The 17040-nt window shown below is 69.5% G+C and carries 21 protein-coding genes and 1 pseudogene; 5 read left to right on the top strand and 17 right to left on the bottom strand.

Annotated elements, in window-relative coordinates:
- Positions 1-84: 84 nt before the first annotated feature.
- Positions 85-711 (bottom strand): DUF2460 domain-containing protein, encoded by a 627-nt coding sequence (locus DDE13_RS18740; RefSeq protein WP_111405768.1) that lies wholly within the window; start codon positions 709-711, stop codon positions 85-87.
- A 61-nt stretch (positions 712-772) separates the two neighbouring features.
- On the bottom strand, positions 773-3190 hold the full coding sequence (locus DDE13_RS18745) for a phage tail tape measure C-terminal domain-containing protein (RefSeq protein WP_111405769.1): 2418 nt from the start codon (positions 3188-3190) through the stop codon (positions 773-775).
- 70 nt (positions 3191-3260) lie between these two features.
- Between DDE13_RS18745 and DDE13_RS18750 the strand changes: the two genes are divergently transcribed.
- Complete coding sequence (locus DDE13_RS18750) at positions 3261-3473, top strand: AbrB/MazE/SpoVT family DNA-binding domain-containing protein (RefSeq protein WP_036708314.1); 213 nt, start codon at positions 3261-3263, stop codon at positions 3471-3473.
- Positions 3473-3853, top strand: coding sequence for a type II toxin-antitoxin system VapC family toxin (locus tag DDE13_RS18755; protein ID WP_111405770.1), 381 nt, complete (start codon positions 3473-3475; stop codon positions 3851-3853). Before DDE13_RS18750 ends, DDE13_RS18755 begins: the two co-directional genes overlap by 1 nt.
- Here DDE13_RS18755 and DDE13_RS23815 read toward each other — a convergent pair.
- From DDE13_RS23815 to DDE13_RS23475, 5 genes and pseudogenes are all read right to left on the bottom strand, one after another.
- The gene (locus DDE13_RS23815; RefSeq protein WP_111405771.1) at positions 3843-4088 is read right to left on the bottom strand and encodes a DUF7697 family protein; all 246 of its coding nucleotides are present in this window, start codon (positions 4086-4088) and stop codon (positions 3843-3845) included. The two genes, DDE13_RS18755 and DDE13_RS23815, sit on opposite strands and share 11 nt — an antisense overlap.
- Positions 4085-4522: a hypothetical protein gene (locus DDE13_RS18765; protein WP_111405772.1), complete on the bottom strand. Its 438-nt coding sequence runs from the start codon at positions 4520-4522 to the stop codon at positions 4085-4087. Before DDE13_RS18765 ends, DDE13_RS23815 begins: the two co-directional genes overlap by 4 nt.
- Positions 4522-5463 (bottom strand): phage tail tube protein, encoded by a 942-nt coding sequence (locus DDE13_RS18770; protein ID WP_111405773.1) that lies wholly within the window; start codon positions 5461-5463, stop codon positions 4522-4524. Before DDE13_RS18770 ends, DDE13_RS18765 begins: the two co-directional genes overlap by 1 nt.
- A gap of 47 nt (positions 5464-5510) precedes the next feature.
- On the bottom strand, positions 5511-6557 hold the full coding sequence (locus DDE13_RS23470) for a sialate O-acetylesterase (protein WP_268951265.1): 1047 nt from the start codon (positions 6555-6557) through the stop codon (positions 5511-5513).
- 141 nt (positions 6558-6698) lie between these two features.
- Positions 6699-7112 (bottom strand): annotated as a pseudogene (locus DDE13_RS23475) (acyl-CoA transferase); the annotation flags it as partial.
- 93 nt (positions 7113-7205) lie between these two features.
- On the opposite strand from DDE13_RS23475, the gene DDE13_RS18780 reads away from it, so the two are divergent.
- Entirely contained in the window at positions 7206-7442 is a 237-nt protein-coding gene (locus DDE13_RS18780) for a hypothetical protein (protein ID WP_111405775.1), read from the top strand.
- A 1-nt stretch (position 7443) separates the two neighbouring features.
- On the opposite strand, the gene DDE13_RS18785 is transcribed toward DDE13_RS18780, so the two are convergent.
- Genes DDE13_RS18785 through DDE13_RS18825 form a run of 9 tightly spaced genes read right to left on the bottom strand, consistent with a single transcriptional unit; the run spans position 7444 to position 15169 of the window.
- Entirely contained in the window at positions 7444-8076 is a 633-nt protein-coding gene (locus DDE13_RS18785) for a DUF6441 family protein (protein WP_111405784.1), read from the bottom strand.
- 5 nt (positions 8077-8081) lie between these two features.
- Entirely contained in the window at positions 8082-8393 is a 312-nt protein-coding gene (locus tag DDE13_RS18790) for a head-tail joining protein (RefSeq protein ID WP_111405776.1), read from the bottom strand.
- Positions 8393-9406, bottom strand: coding sequence for a major capsid protein (locus DDE13_RS18795; RefSeq protein WP_111405777.1), 1014 nt, complete (start codon positions 9404-9406; stop codon positions 8393-8395). The genes DDE13_RS18790 and DDE13_RS18795 overlap by 1 nt, the downstream gene beginning before the upstream one ends.
- Positions 9407-9431: 25 nt before the next feature.
- A complete protein-coding gene (locus DDE13_RS18800; RefSeq protein ID WP_111405778.1) occupies positions 9432-9797 on the bottom strand; it encodes a head decoration protein in 366 nt (121 codons plus the stop codon).
- Positions 9798-9801: 4 nt separating this feature from the next.
- Entirely contained in the window at positions 9802-10815 is a 1014-nt protein-coding gene (locus DDE13_RS18805; protein ID WP_162631092.1) for a head maturation protease, ClpP-related, read from the bottom strand.
- A 4-nt stretch (positions 10816-10819) separates the two neighbouring features.
- Positions 10820-12340 carry a phage portal protein gene (locus tag DDE13_RS18810; protein WP_235868776.1) on the bottom strand — a complete coding sequence of 507 codons (1521 nt, stop codon included), beginning with the start codon at positions 12338-12340 and terminating at the stop codon, positions 10820-10822.
- Between the two features lie 4 nt (positions 12341-12344).
- Positions 12345-12560, bottom strand: coding sequence for a phage head-tail joining protein (locus DDE13_RS18815; protein WP_111405780.1), 216 nt, complete (start codon positions 12558-12560; stop codon positions 12345-12347).
- A 4-nt stretch (positions 12561-12564) separates the two neighbouring features.
- Positions 12565-14565 carry a phage terminase large subunit family protein gene (locus tag DDE13_RS18820; RefSeq protein ID WP_111405786.1) on the bottom strand — a complete coding sequence of 667 codons (2001 nt, stop codon included), beginning with the start codon at positions 14563-14565 and terminating at the stop codon, positions 12565-12567.
- 19 nt (positions 14566-14584) lie between these two features.
- Entirely contained in the window at positions 14585-15169 is a 585-nt protein-coding gene (locus DDE13_RS18825; RefSeq protein WP_066813807.1) for a hypothetical protein, read from the bottom strand.
- A gap of 111 nt (positions 15170-15280) precedes the next feature.
- Here DDE13_RS18825 and DDE13_RS18830 point away from each other — a divergent pair, with 111 nt between their 5' ends.
- Both DDE13_RS18830 and DDE13_RS18835 read left to right on the top strand, forming a co-directional pair.
- A complete protein-coding gene (locus DDE13_RS18830; protein WP_111405781.1) occupies positions 15281-15589 on the top strand; it encodes a hypothetical protein in 309 nt (102 codons plus the stop codon).
- Positions 15590-15693: 104 nt separating this feature from the next.
- Positions 15694-16281 carry a DUF3489 domain-containing protein gene (locus DDE13_RS18835; RefSeq protein ID WP_111405782.1) on the top strand — a complete coding sequence of 196 codons (588 nt, stop codon included), beginning with the start codon at positions 15694-15696 and terminating at the stop codon, positions 16279-16281.
- A 57-nt stretch (positions 16282-16338) separates the two neighbouring features.
- On the opposite strand, the gene DDE13_RS18840 is transcribed toward DDE13_RS18835, so the two are convergent.
- The gene (locus tag DDE13_RS18840) at positions 16339-16968 is read right to left on the bottom strand and encodes a class I SAM-dependent methyltransferase (protein WP_111405783.1); all 630 of its coding nucleotides are present in this window, start codon (positions 16966-16968) and stop codon (positions 16339-16341) included.
- Positions 16969-17040 lie beyond the last annotated feature (72 nt).

Genomic DNA, 17040 nt, shown 5'->3' on the forward strand with positions numbered 1-17040 from the left:
CTCCGTTTTCGATCTTGAATCAGAAATGAGACCAAACGGGAATCCCTTGATTGCAGACACGGCCTAGGGCGGGATCGACGGTCTTCATCGGCGCAGTTCCAGAAGCGGAATGGAGGTGATCGAGCCGAGCCGCTCGAGGTCGAGTGTCACGTCGAGCACGTCGGTGTCGAAGCGGACGGGCACGTCGAAGGCGAAGCCCGCGGTGACGGCGACGCCCGCGGCAGGCGCGGTGTCGAAGGTCACGACCCCGGTGGTCGTATCGACGGACCAGTCGTCGATCTGCTCAGCGCCATCGAGCGCGACCCTCACCGTGCCGGCGACCGGCTTGGCGATTGTGCGGGGCCAGGTCTGGCTGCCCGAGGCGTAGTGCTTGACCAGCTGGAAGGCTCTGGTCGTGCCGTCGCCAGTGCCGATCGACTGATCCGTGGGCGACGGCGTGCCCGAAGGCAGGCAGGACTTGTGATCGCCCCAATCCTTGAACCGGAAACCGTGCAGGCGCCCGTTGCGCGCCTCGAAGAAGGCGACGACCGCCGCCAGATCGTCGGCGCGGCGGATGCCGTAGGCGACATCGTAGCGTCGGCGCGAGTTCGCCCAGCTGGCGTTGCGCTCCTCGTCGCCAGAGGCGAGCTCGACGATCTGCGTGCGCCGCTCCGGCCCGCCCCGCGCGCCCCGGCTGATGTTGTCGGGAAACCGGACCTCGTGGAACGCCATCAAGTCTCTCCATGGTTCGTGCTATGCCCCCCGCAACCGGTTCCCACTTGCGGGGTCGCACTCACATGCCCCTCCGCCCGAGCGACACGGCGCGGGCAATGTCGGCCGCGACCTGTGTGCGGGACTGCCGGAAGCTCTCGGCGTCGCGGGCCATGATGGTGACGTTGACGCCGCCGCCCGCGCCGTAGCTCTGCGCCTCGCGGCGCGACAGCACCCGCTCGCCGCGCTGCAGGATCGCGGGCACCTCGTCGTGGCGAAGTCCGGCCATGCCGCCGCCATGCATTCGTGGGGCGGCGGCGAAGGCCATGGCCGGGACCATGCGCGAGGGCCCCGCGGACCCCACCATCCCGCCCGCATGCAGGACGTTGGCGAAGATCCCGCCCGCCCCAGAGAACACGCCGGAGAGCGCATTCGCGATCGGCCCAAGGATGAACCGCCGCGCCGCGAGCTGGGCGAGATCGGCCAGCAGCGAGGTGACCAGGTCGCGGAAGTTCAGCTTGCCGGTCTTCACGAACTGGCCCACCGCGTTCTCGGCCGACTGGAAGGCACCAACGAGGCTCTGGCCGATATCGCCGCCGATCTCGCGCGCCTTGCTGGCGTAGTCCGATAGCGCGGCGGTGACCGCCGGCCAGCCAGTGACCGCGGTCTCCACATTAGGCTCGGCTGCAGATGCGGCAGCACCCGCGGCGGAGCCGGCATCAGTTGCAGCCTGTCCGGCATCACCGAGCGCCGCCTCCAACCGCTCGGCCGCAGCAGTCGTCTCGGCCAGTGCGTCGGCGCCGTCTTCGTCGGTGCGGCGCACCACGTCGCGCAGGGCCTGCCAGCTTTCGAGAGGCGCGCGGGCGCCTTCCGCCAGATCGCGCGCGGCGCCTCGATAGAGGTTCGCGGACTCGAGCGCCCGGTTCGCCGCGTCGGTCAGGCCGAGATCGGGCGCGGTCAGCGGGTTGTCCTCGAAGGCCCGGTCGAACGCCGCCTGCGCCGCCGTCGTGGCGGCACTGGCCGCGCCCTCGAAGCGGTTCTCGATCTCGCCGAGGTCGAGAGCCGGCACCAGCGAGATGCGCCGCTCCGACCCGAGCGCTTCCAGCCCCTGGTTAATGCCGCCGATGAAGCCGTTGATGCGTGAGATCACGCCGTTCAGCATCGCCTCGACGCCGTCGACCAGGCTGTTGGCGGCCTGGAACGCCAGATCGCCGATGGCGGCGGGCAGCAGGCCCCAAATCGCCTTGATCGCCTCATAAGCGCCTTCGAAGGTGTTCGCCGCCGTGTTGCCGAAAGCCACGACGCTCTCGATGGCGCTCTGCATGCCCGAGGCGGCGTCGGCCTTCAGGTCGAAGAACATCGCCGTGGCGGCCGCGCCCGCCGCAGCAGCGCCCATCCTGATCCGTTCCCAGACCTCGACTGCGAGGTCCTTCAGGAGCGACATCGCCTCGCCGAAGCCGCCCGCACCGGAGACGAGGCGGGTGAACTGGTAGACGAGCTCGCCCGCGCCGACGATCAGCGCCCCGATGCCGGTCCGGATCAGCGCCCCGCGCAGGACGACCAGCGCCGTAGCGAGGCCACGGACGGAGAGCGCCGCGGCGGCCATGCCCGCGACCCAGCGACCGGCGAGAAAGGCGGCGAAGGTGGCGGCGTAGGTGGTCAGGCGGCCGATGTTGTCGAAGAGACCGCGGATCGCGATGCCCAGAGGGCCGGTCCTGCTCGCCACCGCCGCCATGGTGTTCGCGACGGCTTCCAGTGCCGGGGCTGCGGCGACCGCGAGCTGGTTCGACAGCCCGCGCCAGATCAGCCCGAGCCGCGAGATCGCGTCGTTGGTGCGCTCGATCTGGTCGGCATCCTGCTCGGAGACGACGACGCCGAAGGCGAGGACGTCCTCGGTCGCCTGGCGCAGCGTCGCGGTGTCGATCCGGCTCATGGCGATGGAGCCTTCCTCGCCAAAGAGCTGTCCCGCGACGGCCGCGCGCTCGGCGGCGGGCACGAAACTCTCGATGGCCGCGTTGATGGCTCCGACGCGCTGGTCCAGCGGCAATGCGATCAGGTCGTTGGCGGACAGCCCCAGCCGGTCCAGCGCGTCGGCGGCAGGGCCGGTCCCGGCGGCCGCCTGGCTGAGCCGACGCGTCAGATCCTTGGTGGCCTGCTCGATGCCGGACATCGAGACGCCCGCCAGCTCGCCCGCGCGCTCCAGCGTCTGGATCGACGCGACGGTGGTGCCGAGCGACTGCGCGAGCTTGGCCTGCGCGTCGACCGTCTGCAGGCCGGAGCGGATCATCGCCACGCCAGCGGCGGCAGCGGCAGCTACGGCGGCGGCGGCCGCGACAGCAACACGCCGCGAGAAGGCCGCGAGCCGGGCGTTGGCCGCTTCCATCTCCCGGCTCAGCCGTCCGAAGCCGCGCGACCCGGCTTCGCCGACACCTTCCAGCTCGGCGCGCACCTGCCGCCCGCCCACGGCCGCGAGGCGGACGCTGACGCGTTTCTCGGCCATCGGTCAGACTCCTTGCTTTCGCCGCATGGGCGTCTTACGTTTATGCCATCGATAAAGTGAAGGTATGACCATGGCCGAGACCGCGACCCTGTCCTCGAAGTTCCAGATCTCGATTCCCAAGGCGATCCGCGCGGCGCAGCACTGGGAGGCCGGGTTGACCTTTGCCTTCATCCCGAAAGGCACGGGCGTCCTGCTTGTGCCGGTGCCCAAGAGGGAGGCGCTGAAAGGCCTCGCGCGCGGCGCGTCCGCCGCCGATTATCGCGACCGGACGGACCGGTTCTGATGATCCTCGTCGATACGTCGGCGTGGATCGAGTGGCTCATCGGCTCGCCGACCGGCGAGAAACTGTCTGAACATCTGCCCGAACAGGCCGAGTGGCTCGTCCCGACCATGGTCCAGCTGGAGCTGGCGAAATGGCTGACGCGCGAGGTCGGCGAGGACAAGGCGGATCAGGTGATTGCGTTCACGCAGGTCTGCCATGTGGTGCCGCTCGACACCGAGATCGCACTGGCGGCGGCGGAGTCGTGCCGGGAGCACAAGCTCGCCACCGCCGACGCGATCATCTTCGCAACCGCCCGCGCACAGGGCGCGACGCTCCTGGCCTGCGACGCACATTTCGAGGGACTGCCCGGCGTCACACTGATCGAGAAGATCAAGGCCTGACCCCCGGGGCGCCATTTGCCGCCAGCTCCTCGTTCAGCTTCCGCACCATCACCGCTTCGATGGCCGGCAGCAGTTCGGCCATGGCGAGCAGCGGCACGCCGAGCGCGTCACCGAGCGCGAGCGCTGCCGACATGTCCCAGCCGATCACCGCGCCAGGCAGGACACGCAGCTGGCCGCCGAGGCGTCCGACGAGGTCCCAGACCTGCCAGCCCTCGTGGGTGAGCGGCCGGTTCAGCCGCGCCGGGCAGTCCGGGCAGGTTTGCGCGCAGGCTTCGCAGTAGCGCTCGCCCCCGCCGAAGGACCATTCGGCGAGAGCGCGGAGCCGTTTTTTTCCTGCTCCAGCAGCAGGCCCTTCGAGACGTAGGTCAGCTGGAAAGCCTCGAAGATCGGCCAGACGTCGAGCAGCGCGTCGATGGCCTCGGGGCTCGGGTCGATGGCGTTGCCGTCCGCATCGCCGATGCCCTCCCAGGCGAGCACCGCGCGGCGGGCCAGCGCCTTGGCGAAGGCGACGGCGCGTTCCTCGTCGGAGGCTTCCTCGGGCAACCCCTCGACGGCCGGATCGCTGCGGGTCGCCACCATCAGCGCGGTGGTCAGCGGGCGCAGCTGCACCCGCACGCCAGGCGAGAGGTCATGCCAGCGCGGCGCGTTTGTCAGGTCGAGCGTGAGCATCAATACGTCTCCACTTCATTCACGAGGGTGGCGGTGCACATCCGGCCGACCACGCTGTCGCGCGCCGCCTGCCAGTCGAAGGTGGCCTGCACGCCCTGCGGCCCGGAAATTTCGATGCGCGGGCGCGGCAGGTAGACCGCGTGCACGGTGAAGGTGAAGCTCTCGCCCGAGGGCAGGACGTAGGCGAATTCCATCTCGCAGGCCTCGCCGTTGATCGCCTGCGTCACCAGCGTCTGGTCGGCGAAGCGCACCTCGATCCGGCCGGTCAGCGCCGCGATGGACGGGTCGGCCCCGTCGATGCGGCCGTCCGAGCGGATGGTCTCGATCCGGTCGAGATTGTTGGCATAGGTGATCTCGGCCGAGACCACGTTGCCGAGCGCTGAGCCGTTCCGCGTGATCGCCCCGTTGAAGTGCCCGAAGCGCTTCAGCTCCAGCGCGGCGGGCGTTCCGGCGCTGGTCGTCGTGCCCACGGTCTCGCCCTGCGCCACCAGCCGCGCCGTGGCGGTCAGAAGCCCCGACCGCTGCATCTGCCAGGTGATCTGGTCGAGCACGCAGCCGGAATACATCGCGTAGCGCGGGACCTCCGGCATGCCGGTCTCGATCGACATGCTGGGCAGCGTCCAGGACCCAGACTGGAACTCGTGGGTGTACGGGGCCTCTACGCCCGTGGTCGTCGGCGCGCCGAACGCCGCCTTCAGCCAGAAGCCGAAAGCCTCGGCGTCGAGCGGCACCACGACATCGCCATCGGCGGTCACCGCGTCCTTGATCGGCGCCAGCGGATCGCGGCCGTAGCCCAGCAGCTCCGAGTTCAGCAGCGGCTGCTCGGCGCCGAGCGACGTGCTGGCGAAGGGCATGCGGGTGAAGCCGCTCACGGGCGGCGTTCCATAGGTCGTCTCGAACGCAAGCGCCATCAGCGCCCGCGCCCCCTGGGCTCGTGCCATGTCGTGGTTCCTTTCGGATCAGGTTTGGAGCGGCTCGGGAGGCCGCATCAGGCAATCAGCGCCGCCATCGCAACGGCCGCGTCTGCCCCGCGCTGGCGATTGCCTGCCGCAGAGAAGTGAATGTCGTCGCCTGGCACAGTCATGCCCGCGGGTCCGGCGACGAAGCGGACGCCCGGCGTCGCGAAGCCCGAGCCGGAGGTCTCGTCGAGAGCGGCCTGCGCCGCGGAGAGCCGCCCCTCCGGATCGCCCTCGGGTGTCGGCCCGAGGATCACCGCCGACAGGTCTGGCAGGCCGAGATCGGTTCGGAATGCGGCCAACATCGCCTGGAAGGCCGGAGGATAGGTGGCCTCCACGTTCGGCCCGTTGTCTGACTCGCCCTGCGACCAGAACAGGCCGCGGATCGCCGAGCCGGCCGGCAGCAGCGTGAGCGCCAGCTGGACCTGCGCCACGGCGTTGAGATAGGCAGTGCCAGCGCCCGGCTCCCAGTCCGCACCTTCGCCGGTCAGCGAGGTGCCGCCCTTCGCCGCGGCGACCAGCGCAATGCGGCACCCCGGCGCGAGGGTTGCGAGTATCCCGCGCGCGGCCGTCATGCCGGGACCGACACCAAGCACCGTGCCGCCATAGTGCTGGAGCGGATCGACCGCGGGGCGCATCTCTCCAGCCTTGCCGCCCAGATGCGTGGCCGTGGTCCCGGCCAGATAGGAGATCAGCGGGTGCACGTCGTCGAGGAGCGGATCGACCGGGACGGCAGACCCGCCGGCCATGTTGGACTGGCCCGCGAGAATGTAGACATCGGCCGGGCGGGACTGGATCTCCGTCACGTCGCGCACCGCCACATCGTCGATCACGCCTTCCCAGCCGCCCTGCGCGATCCAGCGCGTCCGGGTGTGCCCGGCTGAAGGGATCAGGTGGGCATGGACGCCGATCCGGCTGCGCGCCTCGTTAACGTTGTAGAAGCCGCCGCCCAGCTGGATGTTGATGCCGTTCTGGAGGTTGCTCTCGAGGATCCGGTACGAGACCAGCACCCAGCCCTCCGGGATCGCCACGTCGTATTCGAGGTTCTCGGCGAGCGCTGTCGCCGCATGCGACGCCATCCCGCCCGCGATGGACCAGGACCCGGCCGCGCTCCATGCGCCCACGGTGTCGAAGGCGGCCTCCGCCTCGGGGATCAGATTCTCAGGCAAGGGCTCGGGAGGCGGTGCCGGGGGCTCCGGATCGGCCGGTGTCGCCACTCCAAGCGGGTCGCTCAGCGAATAGTGCAGGATGACAGGGATCACGCCGGCCTTCAGGCTCGCCGCGCCTTCCACGGGCAGATCGACAGGCCGCGGTGCTTCCGCCTCGACCCAGTCGCAAAGACCGCCCAGGGTCCGGTCGGCGGCCAGGGCCGCGCCGACACTGGCAGTCAGCGTGTCAAGGGCTCCGTCCCGGTCGACGCCCTGCACGATCGCCTCGATCTCAGCCCGGTGCTGATAGTGATAGGCCAACGGCGACAGGGTTACCTCTGGCTCCCCGGGCTCGCCGTCGCGCAGAATCAGCAACCCATCGGCGGGCACGCGCTCGGGCAGCACCTCACCGCGCAGGGCCGTGGCAGGCAGCGCCGATAGCCGCGCGTGCAGCGCGGCGAGGATGGTTTCACGAGAGGTGGGCATGCTGTCCCTACTCGAGATCGCTCAAGTCTTTCCTTCGGATGAGGAAATCCGCATGTTGCCAAAACAATTCACTTTGGATGTTGAGGTATCGAGATGAAGCGAACGAGAAAAGAAGACGACGGGACCGAAACTGTCTTCAAGCTTCTGGAATTTCAGGAAAACGGTCCCTATCGCGCAGAAATCCGAGTCCGTTCACTTGATGAGCTGCGCCGCTTGAAGCGTGAAGGAGTGCTGATCGCAGTTCGAATGATCGGTGAGCCCGCGGGAAAGGTCGTGCAACGCAATCTCGTACCTTGGCAGGAGATTGAGGACTTCGACTGGAAGGCGTGACTCATCCGAGCCTTCCTTCGACCCAGTTCGACACGATCAGCCCCGGCACGCTGTCCAGCGCCTGCCCGGCGTCGCGATCCAGATCGAGCCGCTTTGGCAGCTTGACCTGCGGCACCAACAAGAAGATCGGCGCGGTGACCTTGCCGCGTCCGGTCTTCGAGCGCGACACAACCGCCTGGCCCTTCGTGTTCAGCCGCCCCTCCGCGACCAGCAAGCTCGGTCCGGTGCGGCGGTAGACGAAGCGCAGGCGCAGGCCGCGGCGGCGCTCCCATTCGCCGGGCGTGATCCTACCGCCGCGCAGGGACTTGCCCGCCGCGGGCAGCGGGATCGCCAGCCAGAACCCGTCCTTGGAGCGGATTAGCGGACCGGTGTCATGCGCGCCCACGATGACCGGCGCCTTGGACCAGACCAGCGCCGCGGCGTTCAGGCTCTCGCCGGCCTTCGGGTAGGTCTGGCTCCGGATCGAGTTCGCCAGCCGCCGGCCGAGCCCTGCGCCGGTGATCTGGCCGCGCCAGGCGGTCTTGAGCCCGGTCCCGGCCTCGCGCATGGCGGCGGTCACGGCCTTTTCGCCGGCCTTCACCTCGGCGGCCATTGCGGCGACGAGATCGGGCGTGATGTCGAGCTTCAACTTCATCGCGATCAAGCCGGGCGCAGGTCCACGGTCCAGACGAGCCGCTCGCGGTCGCGGACGGGCTCGCCCTGGATGAGGAAGGCCTCGTCGTCGATCTCGATGCGGTCGCCGGGGCGCGGGTTGGCCACCTCCGCGCGGCGCAAATCCAGCCGGGTGGTCTCCGACCAGATACGCGCGTCGCCGAAGCTGGTGACGTCGTCGGGCCGCCGCAGGATGGCGCGGACCATTGCGGGTGCGCCGCCCTCGGCGGTGTAGACGACGTCGCGCGCGAGATGCCCATCCGCAAAGAGCGCGTCGAGGGCGGCGGCGAAGGCGGCCATCAGGTCCGCCGCGCGCTGCGCAGCACCTGCGGCCGGGTGCAGATCGGCAGCGGGTTGGACTCGATCTCGAGCCTCACCCATTCGTCGCGATCCCGGTCGGGGATGGTACGCGCGTAGAGCGGCTGGCCGAGCGTGTTGACCGTCTCGAAGGTGTCCGCGGGGGCGTAGTAGATCTCGAAGAGACCCTCGATCCCCTCGGGATAGAAGAACGCCTTGTCGGTGGGCACCGTGAACCCGACACCGCCACGGTAGCGTCGGAAGGTGATCCCGCCGAAGCTGACCTCGTCGGCCACGCGACCGCGCAGATCGGCTGCCGCGGCGGTGTTGAGATAGGTCTCCCGCACTTCCTTGTGCGCCACGAGATCGGCGAAGAAGGCCGAGCCGCATTCGGCGCGCACCTGCACGGCGCCGGCCGAGAGCCCACCCATCGAGTCCTCCACGCTCTCGATGAGCGCCTGGCAGCGCTTGCGGAGCGCCCCCGAGGCCGGGCTTGCGTTGTCGAGGTCGAAGTCGATCTCGGTGGCCGGCGAGATGCCGAACTCGGTGAAGTAGTTCACCACCGTGGCGTGGTCCTTCGGGTCCTTCACCAGCCCCTGGATGCCATTCAAAAGGTGGTACTCGAAGGTCGTCTCGGCGTCCTGGCGGAGTTTCCTGAGCCGATAAGCCACCTCGGTCTGCACCTGCTGGGTGGCGCTTTCCGAGCCGAAGTCGCGGACGGACTGGATCTCGGAAGCCCAGAGCACATCCTGCTTCTTGAACTGCCGGCAGACGAAGGCGCGCATCTCGCGCCGGTCCGGGACCTGCTGCTCGTAGGCCGAACCGCGTTCGGAGAACGGGATCAGCGACAGGGTTCCGTCGCGGCTCTCGATCACGACGGTGCGGGAGCGCACGCCGCGCGGGCTGAAGAGGTTCGAGCCCGAGAGCAGCGCGGGCTTGTAGGGGATGTTCTCGAGCGCGCGGGTGAGCTCGACGATGGTGAAGGCATCGCCTTCGAAGATGTCCATGGTGGCCATGAGGATGCCTCCTGTCAGGATTGGGTCAGCGGACGAGGATGCCCGCGGCGAGGAGCGCGGTATGGGCGGCCGCGATCTCCCCCTCGCTGGGCGTGCCCGCAAAGACGAGGTCGTGGCGGTTGACGATGGCGGGACCGCGGACGACGGCGACGGCCGGCGCATCGCCAGCGCTCGCATCCGCCTTGCCCCAGAGCACAGCGACGGCGGTCTCGGTGCCGTCGACCGCGGCCGGGTCGTACACAGCGTATTTGCCCGAGGCGGTGATCTTGCCGAGCACCGTGCCGGGCTCGAGCGTGCCCGCGGCGACGGTGACCGTCTCGCGGGTGTAGTCGCGGAAGGCTTCCCAGACGAGGAAGCCGCCGGGGTGCGTGCCTTCGACGAGCGTGGTCATGGTGTCATCCTTTCAGCTTGAAGGTGCGGGCGACGATCTCGCCCCAGGGGCGCGCGGCCGAGGACCGGCCGGGCTGCGAGTGATGGGGCGCGATCTCGGGCTCGGCCTCGCACCTCAAAGCAAGGAGCGCCGCGCGCACCTCGTCGAGGCTCGCGTCTTGCTCGAGGAAGCGACCGGCCATCTGCGGCTGGCCCGCAAGGCGGCAGAGATCGACGACGGCGCGGGCATGGCCAATGGCCTCGGCCCGGATCGCGGCGGGATCCGGCGGCGCACCGCTGGGCGGTGGCGTCTCGGCCGGAGGCTGAGCGGTGTCGGCGGCGGCGGCCTGCTCTTCTTCGGCATCAGACAGCTGATCGCCTTCAGCGTCGCCGTCGGTCTCCTCGTCCGCTTCGGTTTCGGCGCCGTCGGGGTCCGGATCTGCTTCGACAGCCTCGACCAGCACCGGCGGCGCGTTGCGGAAGCGGCCAATGTCGAAGCGTGCGGCGATGCGGACAGGCTCGATCAGCCGGTCGGCGAAGCCCTGCGCCACGGCGTCCGACGCGTCGAACCATGTCTCGGCGGCCATGAGCGCGGAGACCTCTTCCGGCGTCCGGCCGGATTTCGCGGCGTAGCCGGAGACGAGGCTGCCCTTCACCTTGTCGAGCGCCTCGGCCATGGCGCGCATGTCCTCGGCCGTGCCCATCACGAGACCGGCGGGGTCGTGGATCATCAGGAAGGCGTTCTCGGGCATGACGATTTCGTCGCCCGCCATGGCAATGTAGGAGGCAGCCGAGGCGGCGATGCCGTCGATCCAGACCGTGACCGGGCCCTCGTGGCGCTTCAGCGCGTTGTGGATCGCCACCGCATCGAAGACCGATCCGCCGGGGCTGTTCAGCCGCAGATCAACCGGCGTGCCCTCGGGCAGCGCACCCAGTTCGGCGAGGAAGCCCTTCGCGGAGACCCCGTAGGCGCCGATCTCGTCATAGATCGCCACTTCCGCGCCGGTCCCCCGGGCGCGGATCGCATACCAGCTTGCCATGTCGTCACTCCTGTTCGGTGTCGGGATCGGTCGCGTCGGCGCCGTTGTCCGTGTCATCGCCGGCGCCATCATCGGGCTCGGGCCTTGTGGCTGGCGTCGCCCGTGCACCCTGCGTCTCGCCGGGACTCGTGCGGTAGCGCAGGCCGAGACCTGTCGCGCGCGCGGCGTCGGCGGCGTTCTCGCGGTCCACTTCCTCGACGTCGTAACCGGTCGCCTCGACCACCTTGCGCCGCGAGGTGATGCCGGCCTCCATTGCCAGCACCTGCGCCTGGATGTCCTTCAGCGGATCGACCCAGTCCCAGCGCGGCGGGATCCATTGCACCGGTCGCACCGTCGCGGGATCGGCATCGAGCGCGCCAGCGAGCACCGCCGTCTCCAGCCAGCGCTGCCACACCGCGCGACAGAGCTGGTGCACGATCACGCCGTGCTGCAGCTGGCCGATGCGGCGGCGGAACTCGACGAGTTCGGCGCGCAGGGACGAGTAGTTCGCCTGCCGCACATCCCCGGTCACGAGGTGATAGGGCAGCCCCAGCGAGGCCGAGACCGCCAGCAGCGTGCGGTACTGGAAGGCCTCGTAGCCGCCGCCGACATCGGCCGGAGACGAGAACTTCACGTCCTCGCCCGGCAGCAGCACCTGCATCGTGCCAGGCTCGAGGCTCGCAATGGCGGCCCCGTCGAGATCCGCTTGCGTTTCGCCAATCATGGGCTCTTCCGGCGCGGTCTTGGTGATGAACCCTGCGAACATCGCCGCGGTCTTCTTCCGGTCGAGTTCGGCGTCGTCGTACTGGTCAAGCAGGAACAGCCGCACCATGGCCGGCGCGATATGCGGCAGTCCCCGGATCTGGCCCGCATCGATCGGCCGGTAGATGTGCAGCACGTCCACCGCCGGCACGCGCACCGTCTCGGGGATCACCGCCCCCTGGTCGGTGCTGTCACCCGGGTGGCGGCGGCGGAAGTGGTAGGCCACACGCCGCCCGATCCCGTCGAACTCGATCCCGCAGCGGATGCGGTTGCCGTTGGCTGCCGTCTCGGTCTTCTCGAAGGGCAGCATCTCGGACTGGAGAAGCTGCAGCTGGAGCGGGACGAGCAGTCCGTCCTCCGCACGCCGAGGTCGGAGCCGGACGAAGCATTCGCCCGCGACGAACATCTCGCGCGCGACCATGGCCTGCAGGCCGTAGAAGTCGGTCAGCCCGTCCGCATCGGCCTCGTCCGTCCAGGCGAGCCAGAGCCGCTGCAGATGGTCGCGAAGGTTAGCGTCCCCGATCAGCGACGAGGGCTTGATCCCGTCGCCGACGAGGTTCGCGGCGAAGGCCTCGCAGGCATTGGCGGCATAGCCGTTGGTCACCACCAGCTCGCGGGACCGCGCCAGGAGCCGCGGGCCTCCCGAGGCGACCAGCGCGTTGATGTTCTCGAGCGGCGGGTTCCAGCCGCGCAGCCGACGCTTCGCCATGGCGCCTTCAAGGCGAGCGCGCATGGCAGCGGGGCCGCCGGCGGACCGGCGGCGGAAGCGGTCGAAGAAGCCCATGGGTTCAGAGCCCCTTGGCCGTCGTCACGCGCAGCTGCCGGACGATCCGGCGCCCCTCGGCCGTTGCGATCTCGCGGTCCAGCGCCTCGATGGCCCGGTCGATCTCGGCGACGCTGCGATAGTCCACGGTCTTTCCGTCATAGCTGACCCGCGCCACGCCTGAGGACCGCTGCGCGGTCAGCGCGTCGCGGCGGGCGCGGAGCTCTGCGGCCGTGGCCATCAAGTCACCTCATGTAGCTCGAGCGCACCGTGCGCCGGCGCGGCACCGTTCTTGTTGGGACGGACGGCGCGGTTGCCGTGCCGTCCGTTGGCCCGCCCTGCTTCGCCACCCCGAGCTGGGCCTCCAGATCGGCCCATCGCGCCTCAGGCCAGCGATCGGCACCGGCGATCCAGGCCGCCGCGCGGGCATAGACCCGTGTGTCCAGCGCCTCGTTGCGCTCGCGGAGCTTCTGCCATTCGAGCCGCGCGAAGCCGCGTTTCGTGCGGACCGTCACCAGCTGCTCAGCCGTCAGCTGCTTCAGCCATTCGCCATCCGCCCACTCCGGCAGGTGGATCGTACCGGGCGGGCAAAGCGCGCGGGCGGCCTGCTCTTCCCTCGTCGGCCGGTCCTGCCGCAGGAAGCGATAGGTCTCGGCCTTGAAGGTCGAGGTCGCCACGGTCCAGAGCCTCGCCCCGCGCCGCAGCCGCTTGCCGGCGATGGTGGCATCGACATAGGTCGGCCCAGTCACCGGGCTCGTCCGGGTGAACCCCTCGACGCCCTTCACCGGCGCAACCTGCGCGAAACCCACCTGGCGCGACCAGGCATAGACCGCGCTGGTCTCGTAGCCCGTGTCGATCGCGAGCCGTGCCAGCGTCATCTGCTGGCTCGAGGCATGCGACCATGTCCGGCCCAGTAGATCCGTCAGCTGCTGCCAGCAGGCCTGATCGCCGGGCCCGCCCTCGAGCACGAGGTGGTCAACGAGCCAGCTTTCCAGCCCGCGGCCCCAAGCCCAGACATCGACCTCGATCCGGTCCTTCTGCACGTCGGCGCCCGCGGTCAGGAACAGCCCGCGCTCGGGCACCGTGCCCGGGGCCCATGTCTCGCGCCGGTCGGCAAGCCGCTGCCAGTCGGGCGCCTCGCCGGTTTCCATCCAGGTCTCGCCGAGGATGGTGTTCCGGAACGCCCGCATCGCCTCGTCGCTGCCCCGTGCCGCCTCATGCGCCCGCGCGATCCGCTGCCAGCTGAGCCAACCCACCGGCGAATAGAGCGCCGACAGGTGGTAGCCGACCGTCGTGGGATCGGTAGCCGTGGCGGTCGCACGCCACTCGCCGCGCTCGAGCATCCTCGTCTTGTGGTGCTCCGCGATGGGCATGTCGCAGCCCTCGCAGTGATACTCGGCCGTCTCCGGCCGCCCCTTCTCCCAGCGCAGCCGGTCGAACTTCAGCCACTGCATCGCGTCGCAATGCGGGCACGGTACGAAGAACCGGCGCTGGTCGCTGGCCTCGAACTCGCGCTCGATCCGGCTCAGCCCCCGGATGGTCGGGGTCGAGACCAGGAACACCTTGCGCCGATGGGCGAAGGTCAGCGACCGCGCTTCCGCGAGCGTCACCGGATCGCCTTCCTCGTCGGCCGAGGCCGGATAGGCGTCGACCTCGTCGAGGAAGATGTAGCGTGCAGGCGTCGAGCGCAGCCCGACCGCCGAGTTCGCGCCCGTCATGATCAGGATGCCGCCCGCGAATTCCTTCGACAGCATCGTGTTGCCCGCATCGCGCGAGCGCGCAGGTTTGACCCGCTCCCGCAGCTCGGGGCTTTCGTCGATCAGCGGATCGATCCGCTGGCGCGAGTTGCGCTTGGCCAGTTCCACGGTGGGCTGGACCGCGAGCATCGGCCCCGGCGCCTGGTGGATGACGAAGCCGATCCAGTTGTTGCCGGCCTCCGTCGCCCCGACCTGCGCGGCCTTCATGAACACTATCCGCTGGGTCGGATCGCCGGGCGAGAGCCGGTCCATGATCTCGCGCATGTAGGGCGTGCGCGCGGTGCGGTACTGCCCGGGCTCGGCCGAAGCGCGCGAGGCGAGTTTCCGGTGGCGGTCGGCCCAACTCGAGACGGTCAGGTCCGGGTCGGGGCGCAGGCCCCGCGACCAGGCGCGGATCAGCGCGGCGGACCCGTCGAAATCGAACGCCTCCAGCCCTTCGCTTGCGCTCCGGGCGTTCGTCCCTTGCGACGGTCCACCGGACCCTCGCATCCGCTTCGCGGACCGGTTCTCACCCAAGCCCGGGTCGGATCTCCGCGAGGCTGTCGAGCTGGGCGCGGACATGGGCCTCCAGAACCTTCTGCATCAGCGCCGCCTCCACCTCGCACGCATCCCCCAGCGCCGCGGTGAGTTCCGAGGCCATCAGCGCGGCGACCCGCGCCGGCCAGGTCACCCACGCATCGCGCTCGTCGCGCGCGAGCCGGAACATCAGCGTCTCCGCACGGGCGCGGTCGACCAGTTCCCCCTTCAGCTTCTGGAGCCGGATGCGCCGCTCCTGCGCCTTCAGCACCTCGTTCGCGGTCTTCGCCTGAAGGAACGTCGTGCCGCCGCCGACGGCCGGGGCGGACAGCCCCTGTTCCCGTAGCGTGTCGCCGACGGCGGCGACGGCGGCCTCGGGCACGGGTTTCAGCTTCGGCGCGGGCGGCTTGCGGGTCTTCGACGGGTCGGTCGTCTCGGCTCGTCGCTTGTCCGAAGCCGCGGCGTCGATGCTGCCATCCTCGTGCAGGACGAGCCGGCCGGCGGCCTTAGCCTTCTGGATCGCGCCGCGCGACAGCCCGACATTGGCGGCGTACTGGCGCTCGCTCATGCCCTGCATCGACGGCTCCGATTATCATTCGAAATCATGTGCTTATAGAGTTGATAAGCGCGGCGGACAGAGGGAACGTCACTTCAACGAAGCGATGCAACTCACCAAGGAGCCACCACGATGACCACCCGCCTGAACCCGATCACCACCCCGCGCCACGAACTCTGCGCCGAGAAGGCGCGCCGGAACAAGGGTGAGACCGGTTCCGCCACTGGTTCGAGGAACCGGTCGAACGCGCTCGCTGCCTTCATCGGCAAGAAGTCCGAGATCGACGAGATGCTCGCCCGGCTGCAGGCGCTCAGCGACGACCATTTCAACGCCCACCCAGACGACGTGAACTGGGGCCATGTCGGCACCCTCGAACACTACGCGAGCCTCCTGAAGCGCATCACCGACAGCGCCTTTGGCGAGGGCGAGCACGCCCGCTGACCTCCGGCGCTGCCGGAACTCCTGCCGCGCGTGCCGCGCGCCCTGCGCGGCTCGGGGACGTAGGAGGGTCGCGACGGTCGCGGCCCCGAAACCGGAGACCCCAAATGACCAAGCTTTCCGACACGCAAGCCGTGATCCTCAGCGCTGCCGCGCAGCGCGAGGACCGCAACGTCCTGCCGCTTCCCGGCTCGCTCCGCGGCGGCGCCGCCGCCAAGGTGGTCGGCGCACTGCTCTCCCGCGGGCTGATCGCCGAGACCACGACCGACAGCCAGACCAAGGCGGACGCCGCGCTCAACCGCATCTGGCGCAACGTCGATGACGGCCGCGCCATTCTCCTGCACATCACCGACGCGGGCATCGCCGCCATCGGCGTCGAGCCGGAGGATAGCGACATCGCGCCCGCGGGCGCGACTGACGCGCCGAGCGAACAGCCCGCGCAGGAAGGTCCCGTCGAGACCGACCCCGCGCCCAAGGCGCGCACACCGCGCACGGGCACGAAACAGGCGAAGCTGATCGAGATGCTCCGCGCCGATGGCGGCGCGACCATAGACGAGATCGTCGCCGAAACGGGCTGGCAGCCGCACACTGTCCGCGGGGCCTTCGCCGGCGCGCTCAAGAAGAAGCTCGGGCTCGAAGTGACCTCCGAGAAGGTCGAGGGCCGCGGGCGGGTCTACAGCCTGCCCAGCGACTGACGCCGCAGAGCACCACGGCTCGACGCCGCCGTCCCGCTCGGGGCGGCGGCTCTCATCTCAGCGATCCGTTTTCCGCAACACGCTGTACTGGAAGCTCTGACGATTGCCCTTCGGCGTGATGTGCATGTGGCGTCGTGCGTCCAGCGTCTCGAACCGGCCCGGCAGCAGCCTGTCGAGTTCCTGCGCCAGCGCCTCGGGCGCATAGCGCACCACGGGCAGGCCCGAGCATTTTTCCGGTCCATCGTCCGCGAAGGTCGCGATGATCGCGATCCCACCCGGGCGCAGGGCAGCCGACAGCGCGCGGGCGTAACCGGCACGGTCCTCGGCCGCGGTCAGAAAGTGGAATACCGCACGGTCGTGCCAGACGGCGTAGGTCCGGTCCGGCTCCCACCTCGTGATGTCCGCCTTGATCCAGGCAACGTCGTCGCCCCGAGCGCCGAGACGCTGCCTGCTGACCGCCAATGCGGCGCCCGACAGGTCCAGCACGGTGAGAGGGCCAAACCCCTCCTCGAGCAGGACATCGACGAGACGCGATGCGCCGGCGCCGATGTCGATGAACGGCTCACCCGGATGAAGACGCGCACGGACAAGCTCGAGCGACAGAGCGGGCGTGGCCTCGAACCAGGTCAGTTCGTCTTCCGACCTCGCACCATAGACCCCGTTCCAATGCTCTTGTCCGCCCGACATTCGCTCGGTTCCTCTCATGTTCGTTTGTCAAGTTTTTCGCGCGAGGCGATGACCCGGCGCCGTCTTCGCTGC

Source organism: Meridianimarinicoccus zhengii, from assembly GCF_003254465.1.
GTDB lineage: Bacteria > Pseudomonadota > Alphaproteobacteria > Rhodobacterales > Rhodobacteraceae > Meridianimarinicoccus > Meridianimarinicoccus zhengii.